Annotated in this window: 10 protein-coding genes and 2 tRNA genes; 6 read left to right on the top strand and 6 right to left on the bottom strand. The window is 61.7% G+C overall.

Annotation, left to right across the window (positions count from 1 at the left end; all coding sequences use genetic code 11):
• Window positions 1-69: 69 nt before the first annotated feature.
• Window positions 70-3213 (bottom strand): efflux RND transporter permease subunit, encoded by a 3144-nt coding sequence (locus AC1RLZ_RS12620; RefSeq protein WP_493188891.1) that lies wholly within the window; start codon window positions 3211-3213, stop codon window positions 70-72.
• 14 nt (window positions 3214-3227) lie between these two features.
• Window positions 3228-4454 (bottom strand): efflux RND transporter periplasmic adaptor subunit, encoded by a 1227-nt coding sequence (locus AC1RLZ_RS12615; protein ID WP_493188890.1) that lies wholly within the window; start codon window positions 4452-4454, stop codon window positions 3228-3230.
• A 192-nt stretch (window positions 4455-4646) separates the two neighbouring features.
• On the opposite strand from AC1RLZ_RS12615, the gene AC1RLZ_RS12610 reads away from it, so the two are divergent.
• Window positions 4647-5321, top strand: a complete 675-nt coding sequence (locus AC1RLZ_RS12610) for a response regulator transcription factor (RefSeq protein WP_371421451.1) — start codon at window positions 4647-4649, stop codon at window positions 5319-5321.
• Entirely contained in the window at window positions 5322-6692 is a 1371-nt protein-coding gene (locus tag AC1RLZ_RS12605; RefSeq protein ID WP_493188889.1) for a sensor histidine kinase, read from the top strand.
• A 234-nt stretch (window positions 6693-6926) separates the two neighbouring features.
• Here AC1RLZ_RS12605 and AC1RLZ_RS12600 read toward each other — a convergent pair.
• A tRNA-Asn gene (locus AC1RLZ_RS12600) sits at window positions 6927-7001 on the bottom strand.
• Window positions 7002-7277: 276 nt separating this feature from the next.
• Between AC1RLZ_RS12600 and AC1RLZ_RS12595 the strand changes: the two genes are divergently transcribed.
• The 4 genes from AC1RLZ_RS12595 (at window position 7278) to AC1RLZ_RS12580 (ending at window position 8670) form a co-directional block, all read left to right on the top strand.
• A complete protein-coding gene (locus tag AC1RLZ_RS12595; RefSeq protein WP_199712065.1) occupies window positions 7278-7451 on the top strand; it encodes a hypothetical protein in 174 nt (57 codons plus the stop codon).
• A 423-nt stretch (window positions 7452-7874) separates the two neighbouring features.
• Window positions 7875-8054 carry a hypothetical protein gene (locus tag AC1RLZ_RS12590; protein ID WP_371421449.1) on the top strand — a complete coding sequence of 60 codons (180 nt, stop codon included), beginning with the start codon at window positions 7875-7877 and terminating at the stop codon, window positions 8052-8054.
• Window positions 8055-8139: 85 nt separating this feature from the next.
• Window positions 8140-8213: transfer RNA gene (locus AC1RLZ_RS12585), tRNA-Cys, on the top strand.
• A 133-nt stretch (window positions 8214-8346) separates the two neighbouring features.
• A complete protein-coding gene (locus AC1RLZ_RS12580; protein ID WP_493188888.1) occupies window positions 8347-8670 on the top strand; it encodes a hypothetical protein in 324 nt (107 codons plus the stop codon).
• A gap of 27 nt (window positions 8671-8697) precedes the next feature.
• On the opposite strand, the gene AC1RLZ_RS12575 is transcribed toward AC1RLZ_RS12580, so the two are convergent.
• From AC1RLZ_RS12575 to AC1RLZ_RS12565, 3 genes are read right to left on the bottom strand one after another with little or no spacing between them, the layout of a single operon-like run.
• Window positions 8698-9435 (bottom strand): tRNA-uridine aminocarboxypropyltransferase, encoded by a 738-nt coding sequence (locus tag AC1RLZ_RS12575; RefSeq protein ID WP_493188887.1) that lies wholly within the window; start codon window positions 9433-9435, stop codon window positions 8698-8700.
• 56 nt (window positions 9436-9491) lie between these two features.
• Complete coding sequence (locus AC1RLZ_RS12570) at window positions 9492-12569, bottom strand: efflux RND transporter permease subunit (RefSeq protein WP_493188938.1); 3078 nt, start codon at window positions 12567-12569, stop codon at window positions 9492-9494.
• 32 nt (window positions 12570-12601) lie between these two features.
• A complete protein-coding gene (locus AC1RLZ_RS12565) occupies window positions 12602-15724 on the bottom strand; it encodes an efflux RND transporter permease subunit (protein WP_493188886.1) in 3123 nt (1040 codons plus the stop codon).
• Window positions 15725-15752 lie beyond the last annotated feature (28 nt).

Raw genomic sequence — 15752 nt, 5'->3', positions numbered from 1 at the left:
GTCGACAAGCGTCGCCGATTCCTAATACTGTTCTGCTTCACCATCACGTGCCCCGCACTGCCACACTGATCATTCTGCGGGCACGGCATTCGGCGCAGCCTCGACGATGCTTTCGCGCCGCGAGAACAGGCCGATCAGCACGGGCAGGACAAGCAGAACCAGCACCGGCGCGAGCACAATGCCGCCGACCACGACCAATGCCAGCGGCCGCTGCACCTGCGACCCGATCTCGGTCGAGAACGCCGCCGGCAGGAGGCCAACGCAGGCGGCGATGCAGGTCATCATCACCGGGCGGAACCGCGCGTGACAGGCATCGGCGAGCGCGGTCATCCGCGCCATGCCAGCATCGATCTGCTCGTTGAAGTAGGACAGCAGGATGATGCCCTCCATCACCGAAATGCCGAATAGCGCGATGAAGCCGATGGCCGCCGATACACTGAACGGCGTGCCGGTCACGGCGAGCGTGAAGATGCCGCCGATCATCGCCATCGGAATGACGCTCAAGGCGAGGCACATGTCGCGGAACGAGGAGAAGTGGAAATACAGAATGACACTGATCAGAAGAATCGTGATCGGCACGATTACTTTCAGCCGCGCGATCGCGTCCTGCAGATTGCCGAACTCACCAACCCATTCCAGACGGTAGCCCTGCGGCAGTGTCACTTCATCGGCGATCTTCTTCTGCGCCTCCAGAACCGTGCTGCCGAGATCGCGGCCGCGCACGCTGAACTTGATCGGCAGATAGCGCTGCTGCTGCTCGCGATAGATGAAGGACGCACCCGCCACCAGCTTGACGCTGGCGACTTCCTTCAGCGGAATCTGCACAACCGACGCGCCGCTACTGACGCCGATCGTCAGACGCTCAATGGCACCCACACTCTTGCGATAGGGCGACGCCAGCCGAACCATGATCGGGAAGTGCCGGTCGCTGCCGTCCTCATAGACCTCGCCGGCGGCCTGCCCGCCAATCGCAGTCTGCACCGTAGAATTGATGTCGCCCGGCGCGAGGCCGTAACGCCCGGCAGCATTGCGATCGACGTCGATGCGGATAGTCGGCTGCCCGACCGAGTTGAACACCGCAAGATCGGTGACGCCCGGCACCGACTGCATGACGGCCTTGATCTTCGCCGCCGTTGTCGTGAGCACATCGAGATCAGGCCCGAACAGCTTGATCGAGTTCTCCCCCTTTACGCCGGACACGGATTCCTGAACGTTGTCCTGGATATATTGGGAGAAGTTGAATTCGATGCCCGGAAACTCGCTGCTCAAACGGTTTGAGAGCTCGCTGGTCAGCATCTCCTTGTCGACGTCCTTGCGCCACTCGCTGCGCGGGCGCAGCGGCACGAAGAACTCCGCGTTGAAGAATCCGGTGGCGTCGGTGCCGTCGTCGGGCCGCCCCTGCTGCGATACCACCGTCTCGACTTCAGGATAATCCTTGATCAGTTTTCTGATCTGGTTGACGTATTTATTGCCTTCATCGAGAGAGATCGACGGCGGCATGGAGGCGCGCACCCACATATTGCCTTCCTCGAGCCGCGGCAGGAATTCGAGGCCGAGCGAGCGCGCCATCAGCATCGATCCGAGCGCTAGCAAACATGCGACAGCCAGCGTCACGCGCCGGCGGTCGAGCGCAAGCTTGAGCACGGGCTCATAGATCCGGCGCAGCCAGCGCACCACAACGGTCTCCGCCTCCTTGACGCGCTCTGGCAGCAGCACGGCACTCAGGGCCGGCGACACCGTGAGCGTCGCGAGCAAGCCGCCGCTCAGCGCATAGGCGTAGGTCTTGGCCATCGGCCCGAATATATGGCCCTCAACGCCGCTCAGCGTGAACAGCGGCAGGAAGCCGACGATGATGATCAGCGCCGAGAAGAAGATCGCGCTATTCACCTGGGTTGCCGCGTCGAAGATCACCGCGAGCTTGCCCTTGAAGCCGCGGCGCAGTCCTGCGTGATCGGTCGCGCCCGCATGGCCGGCGAGATGCCTGAAGATATTTTCCACCATGATCACGGTGGCATCGACGATGAGGCCGAAATCGATCGCGCCGATCGACAGCAGGTTAGCTGACTCACCCCTGATGACGAGAATGCCGATGGCAAAGAACAGCGCGAATGGAATCGTTGCGGCGACGATCATGGCGCTGCGCAGGTCGCCGAGGAACATCCACTGCACGAAGAACACCAGCAGGATGCCGAAAGCAAGATTGTGCAGAACCGTATGCGTCGTCGCCTGGATCAGGTCGCTGCGGTCGTAGATGCGCTCGATCCGAACGCCTGGCGGCAAGATGCCACTGGCGTTGATACTGGCGACCTCCGCCTCGACGCGCCGGATGGTCGGCAGGCTCTGCTGCCCGCGCCGCATCAGCACGATGCCCTGCACGATGTCGTCGTCGTTGTCCTTGCCGGCAATGCCGAGCCGGGGCTTGGCGCCGACGGCGACCTCGGCGATGTCGCTGACGCGAATGGGATTGCCGTTCGACGAGGACAGCATGGTGTCGCGCACTTCGTCGATGCTGCGGATCAGGCCGACGCCGCGTACCACGGCGGATTGCGGACCGATATCGACGGTGTTGCCGCCCACGTTGATATTGCTGTTGTTGAGGACTGTGATGACCTGCGGCAGCGTGAGACCCGCGGCATTGAGCTTGTTCAGGTCGATATTGACGTCGAAAGTCTTGCTCTTCCCACCCCATCCGGTGACGTCGATGACACCGGGCACCGCGCGAAAGCGCCGTGCGATGGACCATTCCTGCAGGGTCTTCAGATCCATCACGCCGTAATTCGACGGACCGACGACACGGTACCGGAAGATCTCACCGATCGGGCTGGTCGGCGAGATCGTCGGCTGGGCACCATTCGGGAGTTGCGGCAGCTGGCTGAGGCGATTGAGCACCTTCTGCTCGGCTTCCTCGTAAGTGAGATCGTAGGTGAATTGCAGCTTCACGTCCGAGAGGCCGAATAGCGAAATCGTCCGCATGGTCTTGAGATTCGGGACTGACGAAACCGCCTGCTCGATCGGGATCGTGATGTATCGCTCGATTTCCTCAGCCGACTGCCCGGCGCTCTGGGTCACGATGTCGACCAGCGGTGGCACCGGATCGGGATAGGATTCGATGTTCAGGCGCAGGAATGCGACGACGCCCGCGCCGAGCGAGAGCACGAACAGAACGACGACAAGCACACGAAACTTGAGCGCGAATTCGACGATGGCGGTCACGGCGCTACCTGAACTCAATATGCATTGGCAGCGCGATCAATGAAGATGCTGCCCTTGACCACCACCCGCTCGCCGATCTTGAGCCCTTCGAGCACCTGCACCCTGTCGCCGTCGGTCAGTCCGAGGCGAAGCTTGCGCATCTCCAGGGTGTGATCGTCGCGCGCAACCCAGATCCGCGGCTCATCGCCCGTGTAGATGATTGCTCCTGACGGGATGGTCGGTGACAGCCGACGTTCGCCGCCGTCGAACAACGTCGCGCTGGCAAACATTTCCGGCCGCAGCACGCCGTCCGGATTATCGATCGTGCCGCGCACGAGCAGCCGTCGCGTGACCGGATCGAAGGCCGATGCGACATAGTCGATACGTGCGCGGAACACCCTGTTGGGCGCAGCCAATACCTTGAAGGTGACATCCTGACCGAGCTGGACCTGCAGCGCATCGGTCTCGCGCACGAAGGCGACCAGCCAGACGGTCCTCAGATCGCCGATGACAAAGGCGGGATCGGACGCGCCGGTGGCGACATACTGCCCCGGCCCCAGCTTGCGCTGAACCACGGTACCGGAGATCGGCGCAACGATAGTGGTGTCCGGATTGATCTGCCGCTTCTCGGCGAAGAGATTGATCGCCTGTTCGCTCAGGCCGAGAATGCGCAGTTTGTTGCGCGCGGCCTCGATCGCCGTTTCGCTGGACCGCTCATCGTTCTGGGCTGTGGCGAGGTCCGCTTGTGCCTGCTGCCAGTCCTTGAGCGGAACGGCCTTGCCGGCATAGAGATCGTTGGCCCGCTTTTCGATCGTTTCGGCCAGCTTCAGCTTCGAGCGCGCGGTGTTAAACGCGCTGCTCGCCGCCACATAGTCGTTCAGGCTTTGCACCGTGTCGGCCGCCTCCAACACGAAGAGCGGCTGTCCCTTTTCGATCATGTCGCCCGGCTTGGCGAAGATCTTGCTGGTCCGACCGGCAAAAGGCGAGAACACCGGCGTCGATGTCTCATCATTGACCGCGATCTTGCCTTCGGTCGTGAATTCGGAACGGAAAGCGTAGCCTTCGGAGGCCGCGAGTTCTAACGCGCGCCACTGCGCCTCGGTTGGCCGATAAACACTGCCTGCGTCCGGGTCGACAACGGCAGCGATTTTTCCATCGCCGACCGCCGCCTGCACATCGAAGAACTGCCGGCCGGCAAAAAGCGCAACCAGGCTGAGGCCGGCCAGGACTATGATAGCAACGAGAATTGGGAGACGTTTCATCACTTCCGACGACAGCGCTGTTTGGCGGTTACCGGGCGGTCGTTCAGGACGATCCTCGGGCGCGATGCCGATAATCCCCCAACCTTACAGCAGCCTTACAGGCCTCCAGCACTTGCAAGGTCCAAGGTTGCAGACCCCTAAGGCTTGCCCCCGGAGGGGTAGATCAGCCAAGTTCCGCGCCGGAGATTCTCGATGCGACTACTTGTGATCGAAGACAATGACGAACTTGCAGGGCTTCTTGCGCAGGGCCTGCGAACGGCGGGGTACGAATCCGATCGGTTCTCCTCGGTCGAAGATGCCAGGATCGCTTTATCGACCGTCTCCTATGCCGCCCTCATTCTCGACCTTGGCCTTCCGGACGGCGACGGACTCGACGTGCTCCGAGAGCTGCGGCGCCGGCATGACTCCATTCCCGTCATCCTGCTCACCGCCCGCGGTGGACTCGACGACCGGGTGTCAGGCCTCAAGCTCGGCGCCGACGACTATCTGGTGAAACCCTTCGCGCTCGAAGAACTGCTGGCGCGGATCGAGGCCCAGCTCCGACGGCCGGGTCAGCTGCTCGGCGCGCTGCTGAAGGTCGCCAATCTCAGCTTCGACACCCGCGAACGCCGGTGCATGATCGACGGGGCGCCCCAGCCGCTGTCGGTCCGCGAAACAACGGTGCTCGAACATCTGATGCGCAGCAAGGGACGCGTGGTCTCCAAACGGCAGCTTGAAGACAGCATTTTCGGGATATCGGAAGATGTCGGATCGAACGCTATCGAAGTCTACGTCCATCGGCTTCGCAAGCAACTCACCGAGAAGGGCTCAAAGGCGCAGATCCATACCATCCGCGGCGTCGGCTATCTCATTTCCGAGGACCAATAGATGCGTCCTCTCAACTCCATTCTCTCGCGTGTGGTCGCGCTGCATATCGTAGCCGTCGCGCTCACGTCACTGGCCATGTGCATGGCCCTGTCCTGGCTGCTCAATCGCGCGACTGACAACATCCACGACGAAGCGATGAGCAAGCAGGCGGCCGCGATTGCCTCGTATCTGCGCATGGGGCCGGATGGAAAGCCGGTCTTGCAACTGCCGCCCGACCTGCAGGGCATCTACTCGCAGCCCTATAACCGATATCTCTACGCCGTCGTCGACGAGAACGGCATCGCCCTGTTCTCATCGCAGACCAACGGCGCGCCGGTCTTTTCAGACTGGGCAAGAACCGATCTCTCTCTTGACGAAACACGACGCGGCGACGCGACGATTTCGGGCGTGAGCCTTCGCAAGACCCTCGATGGAAAAGACTTCTGGATCCAGACCGGCGAAAATCTGTCTAACCGCGACGCCTTGACGGATGACATCACCCGGGGATTTTTCCGCGAGGTCGGATGGATCACCGTTCCGATCCTGCTGATCCTGCTCGTGATCGATATCGCCATCTTCCGCAGAGCTCTGCGGCCGCTGAGACACGCGTCGCTGGTTGCTCAGGACATCGGGCCGACACGCACGGATGTTCGCCTTCCCGCCGACAATATGCCGCTGGAAATCAAGCCGTTAATGATGGCGGTCAACCGCGCCCTGGATCGGCTCGATGAAGGCTTTCGTGTGCAACGCGAGTTCGCGGCCGACGCGGCCCATGAACTGAGAACGCCGCTCACGGTGATCCGTACGCGATTGGATCTCGTCGATAATCAGGAGTTCGTTGCGAGCTTACGCAGGGATCTCGATGCCATTAGCCACCTGGTCAATCAGCTTCTCGAATTCGCCGAGGTCGAAACCGCCGAAATCTCTCCTGACGAGACCGCGGACCTGAGGGAGATTTGCGAAAATGTCGCAGCATTTGTCGCGCCTCTAGCCATATCCCAACGAAAGACGGTTGCCGTCACAGGAAGCGAGGAGTCTGTGCTCGTCTATGGAAACCCGGAGATGATCCGACGGGCTATTCTGAATCTCGCAAATAATGCGGTGGAACACACCGCGGAAGGCACAACCGTCGAATTTCTGGTTCAGCAAGGCGGAACGCTAAGTATCAAGGACGCCGGCTCAGGGATCTCTCCGAACGAGCGGGAGCTTATATTTCAACGCTTTTGGCGCCGAGACAGGAATCGTTCCGGGAGTACCGGGCTCGGCCTGTCAATTGTCCGCCGGATAGTAGACATCCACGACGCATCAATTCGTATTGAAGATAATCCAGGCGGTGGAGCCACCTTTACTGTGGCGTTCAGGGCATATCTCCATCGAACGCCTCAGACCTGATATGAGGTTCTTGCGCCTCCCTCCGATGCAGGCCGCACTCTACGACGATCTTTGAGGACGAAGATCCTTGAGGAGGTCGAGTTCCAGCCGCTTCTCCATTGAAAATTGGCTGACCACGAGGTTCTTGAAGCGAACCAGCATCAGGCGGTCACAGCCATTTTCTCTCAAGTGGTCCGGACACGAAAAAGGGCGCCATGCGAGCGCCCCAAAATCAGCTAAGCCATTGAATGTAAATGGCTCCCCGGGCTGGATTCGAACCAGCGACCATTCGATTAACAGTCGAATGCTCTACCGCTGAGCTACCAGGGAACGTGCGAAACTTGCTCGCAGGCCGCAGCGTATAACAAAGCGATCCGCGCTTGGAAAGCAGGAAATGCAGCGCGCTGCACAGCGTCCGCCAACCGGGGAAAACTCAGAAAATGCCTGGTGTTACTGGACCTTTTTGATGTGCCGCCCGTTCCAGCCGGGGCCGCGCCGGGCGGTAGCGAAGAATTATCTTCCCGGACCTGTCGCCATTTCGTCGTATTGCACCGCAAGAATGCCCTTCGTCACGTTGAACAAGCTCCGAATCGAACGAGGTGACCGATGCCAGCCACGCACACCGACCGCGCGCTTCCGACCGACATCAACTCCCTGCCCTATATCAGTGACGACGAATGCGTCACCCGGCTCGCCCAGGCCGTGGAGGCGCATGACAGCGACCATCTCGACGAGGTGGCGCTCCTGATCGGCCGCCTTGCGGTGCCAATCGAAATCTAGGGAATCGGATTGCTCGGGGACCTCGTCCCCGGGAATCACGTTCCGACGCCGAGGAAGTCCCGCATCAGATCGGGGCGGGCTTTGAGATTGCCGAGCGTGCCTTTGAACACCCACATGGCCGTTATCGAGTTCGTAAACGCGGTTGGCGAAGCTCAAGGCTGCTGCGACGTTCTGTTCGGCCACGATCATGGTGCGGCCTTCACAGCATCGAGGCGCGCGCTCTTCCGGCGCCCGTTGAACACCCATGATCGAGTGCGGCGTTGTGGTTCCGCCGGTGCCGTATATGCCCGTATCCATTCAATGAGGTAAACGTCCCGGTAACCATGACAGGTCTCACGTGTGGATCGGTACAATTTGAACGATCCATTCAACAGCACAACAAAGGCTTTGCGTCAGGGTGCTCCCAAGACAGGGAGCTAAAAGATGAGCGAAGCCGAATTTGACTATCTGCTGGAGACGGTCCGGGCCGAAATCGAGGCGGATGTGCGGTACGATCTGCGCAGCCAGGAAATGTTCTTCGCCCCGATTCCCACCGCTGCGAACGACAATGACGGTCCGTGGCCGCTGATTCCGTTTCCGGATGGCTGGCAGGCCTCCTGCTGATCGCCTGTCGGTATGCCGGACCCCATGAAAGATTTCAGCCGGGCATTGCCTAAATGGCTGATGGTCTGTAACTAACCCGCTATGGGGCCATGTGGCGGAATGGTTACGCGCCGGTCTGCAAAACCGTTTATTCGGGTTCGATTCCCGACGTGGCCTCCATCAATCCGATCAATATCTTAACCTGCCCGACCTGAATGATCGGCCGCGACCCGCGTGAGCGGTGCGCTGCAACAACTTCGCTTGGCAGGATTGGGGTATTGATCGTAGCATCTGGCCAACCCTAGGGGGCACGATGAACATCCGGGTCTTGATCGCCACGTTGCTGCTGACCTCGCCGAGCTGGGCCCAGACCAAACCGCCCATTCCCGTCCGCGCCGATCCCTGCGCGCCGATCGGCCGGACCGCCGACGGCCAGCTGGTCTATTCCATGAAGTGCGAGAAGCTGCCGGTTACGGCGGTGCCGCCACAGGCCGCAGCCCCGGCACCGCCTCCCGCACCCGTCGTGGAAGAAGCTCGCGGCGGACTGTTCCGCAATCCGTTTCCGTCGCTCGTAAGACCGTCGTCATCGAGTGACGAGCGCGAAGCCGGCGTCGGTCCGCCGCCCAGCAGCCGATAGGCCGGGATCGATCAAGACCGAACGCGATCAGGCGTGCTTCTTGCGCCGCCAGTCGCGCTTGGGTTTGGGCTTTGGCGCCAGTTCCGGCATGACGGTCTGGGCGTCGCGATATTTCGCCAGCATCCGCTCGAAAGCCTCGTTCAGCGTGGTCTCGATCTCTGGCTTCCGTTCGAGGCTGGCGAGCAGCATCCCCGCGGCTTCGATGGTCGACAGGCCGTCCTTGCGCGGCTCGCGGCGCAATTTGCCGTAAAGCGACGGTTTGGCTGGTCCGAGGATCACGCGCTGGCATTTCAGCATCCAGGCGTTACGCCACCACAGCGCCTTGGCCTGGCTCCAGGTACCATCGAGCAACACGATGCCCTGGATGTCCTTCAGCAACGCGCGCTGGTTTTCCTCGGCCTGACCCTTGCGGTCGATGGCCAGAATGTCGCGATCGGTCTCGAAGTCCGAGACCTTGGCCGAGCCGAGATACAGGATCGCCCAGCGGGCGGGATCGGCGATAGGCTTGCCCAGCGCCTTGGCGAGGCTCGGCCAGGACAACCCGATTTTGACGGTGGCCTTCCTGAAATGCAGCGCTGCGACGCGGGCCGTGCCCAGCGCCCGGTCCTGCTCCTGCGGATGCTGCAGGATCAGGAGTTCGATCTTGTTGTCGATGGGCGTGATGCTCTCGCAGATGCACAGCGGCATCGGCTTGTGGCAATGCGGACATTCCGGGATCGCCTCGACGACCCCGTCAGCGGCTTGCAGATCTGATTTCTTGGACATTGCCCGCTATACGCTGCGCGGCCAGAGGCTTCAACCGCCGTAACGCCCGGATCCGGCTATTCTGCCGGAACGGGCTGGGGTGCCGGCCGGAAACGGTTACGCAACCGGTCGATCAGGAGGTAGATCACCGGCGTGGTGTAGAGCGTCAGCACCTGCGAGACGAACAGCCCCCCAATGATCGTAATGCCCAAGGGGCGGCGCAGTTCAGTACCCGGCCCGGTGGCGATCACCAGCGGGATTGCCGCGAACACCGCGGCCAGCGAGGTCATCAGGATCGGCCGGAAACGCACGGTACAGGCCTCGAAGATGGCCTCGGCTGGCGACAGGCCGCGATGCCGCTCCGCCTCGATGGCGAAGTCCACCATCATGATTCCGTTCTTCTTGACGATGCCGATGAGAAGAATGATGCCGACGAAGGCGATCACGGTCAGCGGTGTGTTGGTGATCTGCAGCGCCAGCAATGCGCCAAGTCCCGCCGATGGCAGTGTCGAGATGATGGTCAGTGGGTGCATCAGGCTCTCATAGAGCACGCCCAGCACGATATACATTGCAACCAGCGCGCCGAGGATCAGCAGCGGTTGCCGCCCCGTCGTCTTGTTGAAGTCACCGGCATTCCCATCGAAGCTGCCGCGAATGCCTTCGGGCATATGCAGCTCGTCAACCGCGCGCTGGATCGCGCCGGTGACGGCATCAAGCTGCACGCCGGGCAGCGTGTTGAACGACACCGTGGTCGATGGAAATCCCTGCGAATGGAACACCGCCAGCGGCGATAGCGTGCGTGACATACGCACGACGGCCGACAGCGGCACCTGCGACCCATTGAGGCCCGCGACATAGATGCGATCGAGATCGGATGGATCGTTCTGGAATTTCGGATCGATTTCCAGCACGACCTTGTACTGGTTGCGCTGGGTGTAGATCGTCGAGATCTGCCGCTGCGAGAACGCATTGTTGAGCGCGTTGTCGATGTCCTGAACATCGACGCCGAGGCTCGCCGCCATCTTGCGGTCGATGTTCAGCGTGAGCTGCAATCCGCCGGGATCGCGATCGCTCGACACATCGGTGATGCCCTCCACGCTCTCCAGCCGCTTGCCGACCAGCGGCGCCCATTTCTGCAGGAGATCGAGATTGGCCGAGGTCAGCGTATATTGATAGTTGGAGTCGCTCTGGCGCCCACCCGCGCGCAGATCCTGCGCGGCGAACATGAACAGGCGGATACCCGGGATGGCACTGAGCTTTGGACGCAGCCGGTTGATGACGTCTTCGGTCGACGCGCCGTCACGCTCAGCCGGCGGCTTCAGGGCGATGAACATTGTGCCGCGGTTGGCGCCCCCGCCCCCTGGCCCACCAGTTCCGCCAAGCGACGAGCCGATACTGGCCACGCCCGGATCGGCGAGCACGATATCCGCCAGACGCTGCTGCAATCCAAGCATGGCCTGAAAAGAGACGTCGGCAGAAGCACGTGTCGCACCAATCACGAAGCCGCTGTCGTCGTTTGGAAAGAAGCCCTTCGGCGTCTTGATGTAGAGCGTGATCGTCAGAGCGATGGTCGCGAAGAACACCAGCAGTGTCAGGAACGGAAAGCCCAGCACCACATGCAATGTGCGCTCATAGAACGATACGATGCGCGATAGTGCGCCTTCGACGATACGGTCAAACCGGGTCTCGGTGCTCGATAGGCCACTCTTGATGTATTGCGCGCAGATCATCGGCGTCACCGTCAGCGACACCAGCGTCGACACCACAATCGAAAACGTCAGCGTCAACGAGAATTCACGCAGCAGCCGGCCGACCAGACCATCCATGAAGATGAGCGGGATGAAGGCGGCGATCAGCGACAGGCTGATCGACAATACCGTGAAGCCGATCTGCTTGGCGCCCGCGAGGGCCGCCTGCATCGGCGCCATCCCCTCTTCGAGATTGCGGTACATATTCTCGATCATGACGATGGCGTCGTCGACCACGAAGCCGACGGAGATCGCCAGCGCCATCAGCGACAGATTGTTGATCGAGAAGCCGGCAAGCCACATGCCCACGCAGGTGCCGGCCAGCGCCAGCGGCACCGAGACGCCGGCCGCGATCGTCGGCGTGACCCTGCGGAGGAAAATGAACACCACGGCCATCACCAGTACGGCAGTGGCGAACAGCGTCCATTCCATGTCCTCGACGGAGGCGCGGATGGTGCCCGTGCGGTCGGTCAGAACCGAAATCTCGATGCCGGCGGGGATCCACTGCTTCAGATCGGGGATTAGCGCTTTCACGCGATCCACGGTGTCGATGACGTTGGCATTGCCCTGCTTGGTGATCTGAATCAGCACCGCCGGTTGCTTGTTGAACCAGGCAACCGAGCGACTGTTGCGCGTGGCGTCCTGAACATCTGCGACATCGGACAGCCGGAGATAGTTGCCGTTCGAACTCTTGACGATGATCTCGCGAAACTCTTCCGCTGTGCGCATCTGCGGATTGATCGAGATCGTCTCGCTCTGCCGCGATCCCTGGAAGATGCCGACCGGGCCGAGCGGATTCGCATTGACGATGGCGGTGCGCACATCGTCGGTTGCAATGCCGGCATTCGACAGCGCGACCGGATTGAGCTGGATGCGCACTGCAGGTTGGTCGGCACCGCTGGCGGTGACCTCGCCGACTCCCGGCACTTGAGACAGCCGCTGCACGATGACGGTGTCGGCGACGTCGTAGATTGCGGATGCGGACATGGTCGGCGACGTCAACGCCAGGATGAAGACAGGCGCGGCGGATGGGTTGGCCTTGCGGAACGTCGGCAGTGTCGGAAGATCGGTCGGCAGATCCGCCATGGACGCGTTGATCGCAGCTTGTACGTCGCGTGCGGCGCGATCGACATCGCGGCCGATAGCGAATTGCAACTGGATGCTGGTCGAGCCGAGCGAACTCGTCGATGTGATCTGATCGAGGCCGGCGATGATACCCAGACGTCGTTCCAGTGGCGCAGCAACTGTCGCCGCCATGATCGACGGATCGGCGCCGGGACGCGACGCCTGCACGCGGATCATCGGGAAGTCGACATTGGGCGTCGCGGCGACCGGCAGGAAGTGATAGGCGACGACGCCGAGAAGAAACAGTCCGATCGCCAGCAGCGTGGTGCCGACCGGCCGCATGATGAATGGCGCTGAGATGGAGATGGAAGCCACTAGGGCGCCCCCCCTGCTCCCGCCGTTCCGGCAGCATCGGCCACCGGTGGCGCACGCTTCTCGAGCCGGCGGTTGATGCGATCCAGCGCCAGATAGATCACCGGCGTAGTGTAGAGCGTCAGAATCTGGCTGAGCAGCAGACCGCCGATGATCGACACACCGAGCGGGAAGCGCAGCTCTGCGCCGGTGCCGCTTTCGATCGCCAGCGGCAGTGCGCCAAATAGTGCCGCCAGCGTAGTCATCATGATCGGCCGGAATCTCAACAGGCAGGCTTCGACGATGGCGGCTTCGGGCGCCATGCCGCGATTGCGTTCAGCATCCAGCGCGAAGTCGATCATCATGATCGCGTTCTTCTTGACGATACCCATCAAGAGGATGATGCCGATCAGGCCGATCACGGAGAGGTCCTGCCCGGTCAGCATCAGCGCGAGGATCGCACCGACGCCGGCCGATGGCAGCGTCGAGAGAATAGTGATCGGATGGATGTAGCTCTCATAGAGCACGCCGAGCACGATATAGATCGTCACCAGTGCCGCGAGGATCAGCCAGGGCTGACCGGACAGCGACTTGGAGAATTCCGCGGCGTCGCCGGCGAACATCCCGACAATGCTGGTCGGCATGCCGATCCGGGTCTCGATCTTCTTCACCTCCTCGACCGCATCACCGAGCGCCTCATTCGGCCCGAGATTGAAGCTGAGCGAGATGGCGGGGAATTGCGCCTGATGCGAGATTGCCAGCGGCGCCGTGGTCCGCGTCAAGGTGGCCACGGCCGAGAGTGGAACCTGTGCTCCCGCGACACCGGGCAGATACAGTTTCGACAGCACATCGGGATCGCGCTGCTGCGACGGCAATGCTTCCAGCACAACGCGGTATTGATTGGCCTGTCCGTAGATGGTCGAGATCTGGCGCTGCGCAAAGGCATCATTCAGCGTGTCCGTGACACCCTGGAGATTGACACCGAGCTGGCCGGCGCGCTGCCGGTTGATATCGAGTGAGGCACGCAGCCCGCCGGTCTGGGCCTCCGATGACACATCCCGGAACATCGGATCGCGGCGCAATTCGGCAACAAGCTTCTGCGACCACTCGGTCACCTGCGCCGCATCGGTCCCGGTCAGCGTATACTGATACTGCGAACGGCTGGCCTGCGTGCTGATCTGGATATCCTGCACGGGCTGGAAATACACGGTCATGCCGGGGATTGCTGCGACACGGTCCTTGAGCCGCGCAATCACGGCACTGATATCGTCCTTGCGGTCTCCACGTGCCTTTAGCGTCATGACCAGCCGACCGACATTGGTGGTCGGATTGACCGAACCGCCGCCGATCACCGAGACGATGCCGGTGACATCGGGATCGGCCTGGATTGCTGCTGCCGCTGCGCCCTGCCGGCTCTGCATCTCCGCGAAGGATACGTCGGCGCCGGCCTCGGTCACCGCAGTGATCGAGGCCGTGTCCTGCAGCGGCAGGAAGCCCTTCGGGGCGATGACATAGAGGCCCAGCGTTGCGATAATGGTCAGGAACGTGACCACGAGTGTGGCCGGTTGATGCTGCAGCACCCACAGCAGCGTCCGGTGATAAAACGCCACCATCCGGTCGATGCCGCGGCTGACGGCCCCGAGACCGGGCACCTGCCATTCATCCCTGGTGTGCTTCAAAAGTCGCGAGCAGATCATCGGCGTCAGCGTCAGCGAGACCACGGCAGACATGACTACGGCGATGGTCAGCGTCATCGCGAATTCACGGAACATGCGGCCCACGAGACCGGACATGAACAGCAGCGGGATAAACACCGCGATGAGCGACACGGTCAGCGAGATCACCGTGAAGCCGATCTCGCTGGCGCCGGCCAAGGCCGCCTGCATCGGGCTTTCGCCCTCTTCCATATGCCGGACGATGTTCTCGATCATGACGATGGCATCGTCGACGACGAAGCCGGTGCCGATGGTCAATGCCATCAGACTGAGATTGTCGAGGCTGAAGCCGGCGAAATACATCACGCCGAATGACGTGATCAACGACAGCGGCAGCGCCACGCCGGCAATCAGCGTTGCACGCAGCGAACGCAGGAACAGCAGCACCACCAGCGTTACGAGAATGACCGATAGCACCAGTGTGAATTGAACGTCGTGCACCGATGCGCGGATAGTCACCGTGCGGTCGCTCACAATGGTCAGCTTGACGCCGGCCGGCATCGAACGCTGCACCTTCGGAATTTCCTCGCGTATCTGCCGGACGACCTCGATGACATTGGCACCGGGCTGACGCTGGATCTCGATGATGACGGCAGGCGTGCCCTGGTACCAACCGCCGGTGCGATCGTTTTCCAGCCCATCCACGATCTGTGCGATGTCACCAATGGTGACAGGCGATCCGTTGCGATAGGCGATGATGATCGGCCGATACTGATCCGCCGCGGCAATCTGGTCGTTGGCGGCGATGGTGTAGGCTTGCTGCGCACCGTCGAGCGACCCTTTGGGCCCCGATACATTGGCGCCGGCAATCGCCGTGCGCAGGTCCTCCATCGAAATGCCATAGGCAGCGAGCCGTGCCAGATCGGCCTGGACACGCACCGCCGGCTTCAAGCCGCCAAGTACGGCGACCTTGCCGACGCCCGTGATCTGGCTGAGGCGCTGCGCGAGCAACGTATCGGAGAGATCGCTCATGGATCGCAGAGAAATCGTGTCCGAAGTCAGCGCCAGCGTCATCACCGGCGCGTCGGCCGGATTGACCTTCGCGTAAACCGGCGGATACGGCAGGTTCTTCGGCAGCACGCCGGCTGCGGCATTGATCGCAGCCTGAACATCCTGCGTCGCGCCGTCGATGTCGCGATTGAGATCGAACTGCAGCGAGATCTGGCTGACGCCGAAGGAGCTGGTCGATGTCATGGACGACAGCGACGGAATCTGTCCGAGCTGCCGCTCCAGCGGCGCGGTAATCAGCGACGCCGTCACCCCGGGGCTTGCCCCGGGCAATTGCGTCGAAACCTGCACCGTCGGGAAATCGACCTGTGGCAGAGCCGACACCGGCAGCGCGAAGTAGCCGAGCGCGCCGCCGATCAGCAACGCGACGCCAAGCAGCGACGTCGCGATGGGCCGGCGGATGAAGGGTTCCGAGACGCTCATGACTGTGCGCTCTTTGGTATCGAAATCA

The organism is Tardiphaga sp. GW822-FHT04G09 (genome assembly GCF_058800725.1).
This window is presented reverse-complemented; position numbering and strand designations above follow the sequence as displayed.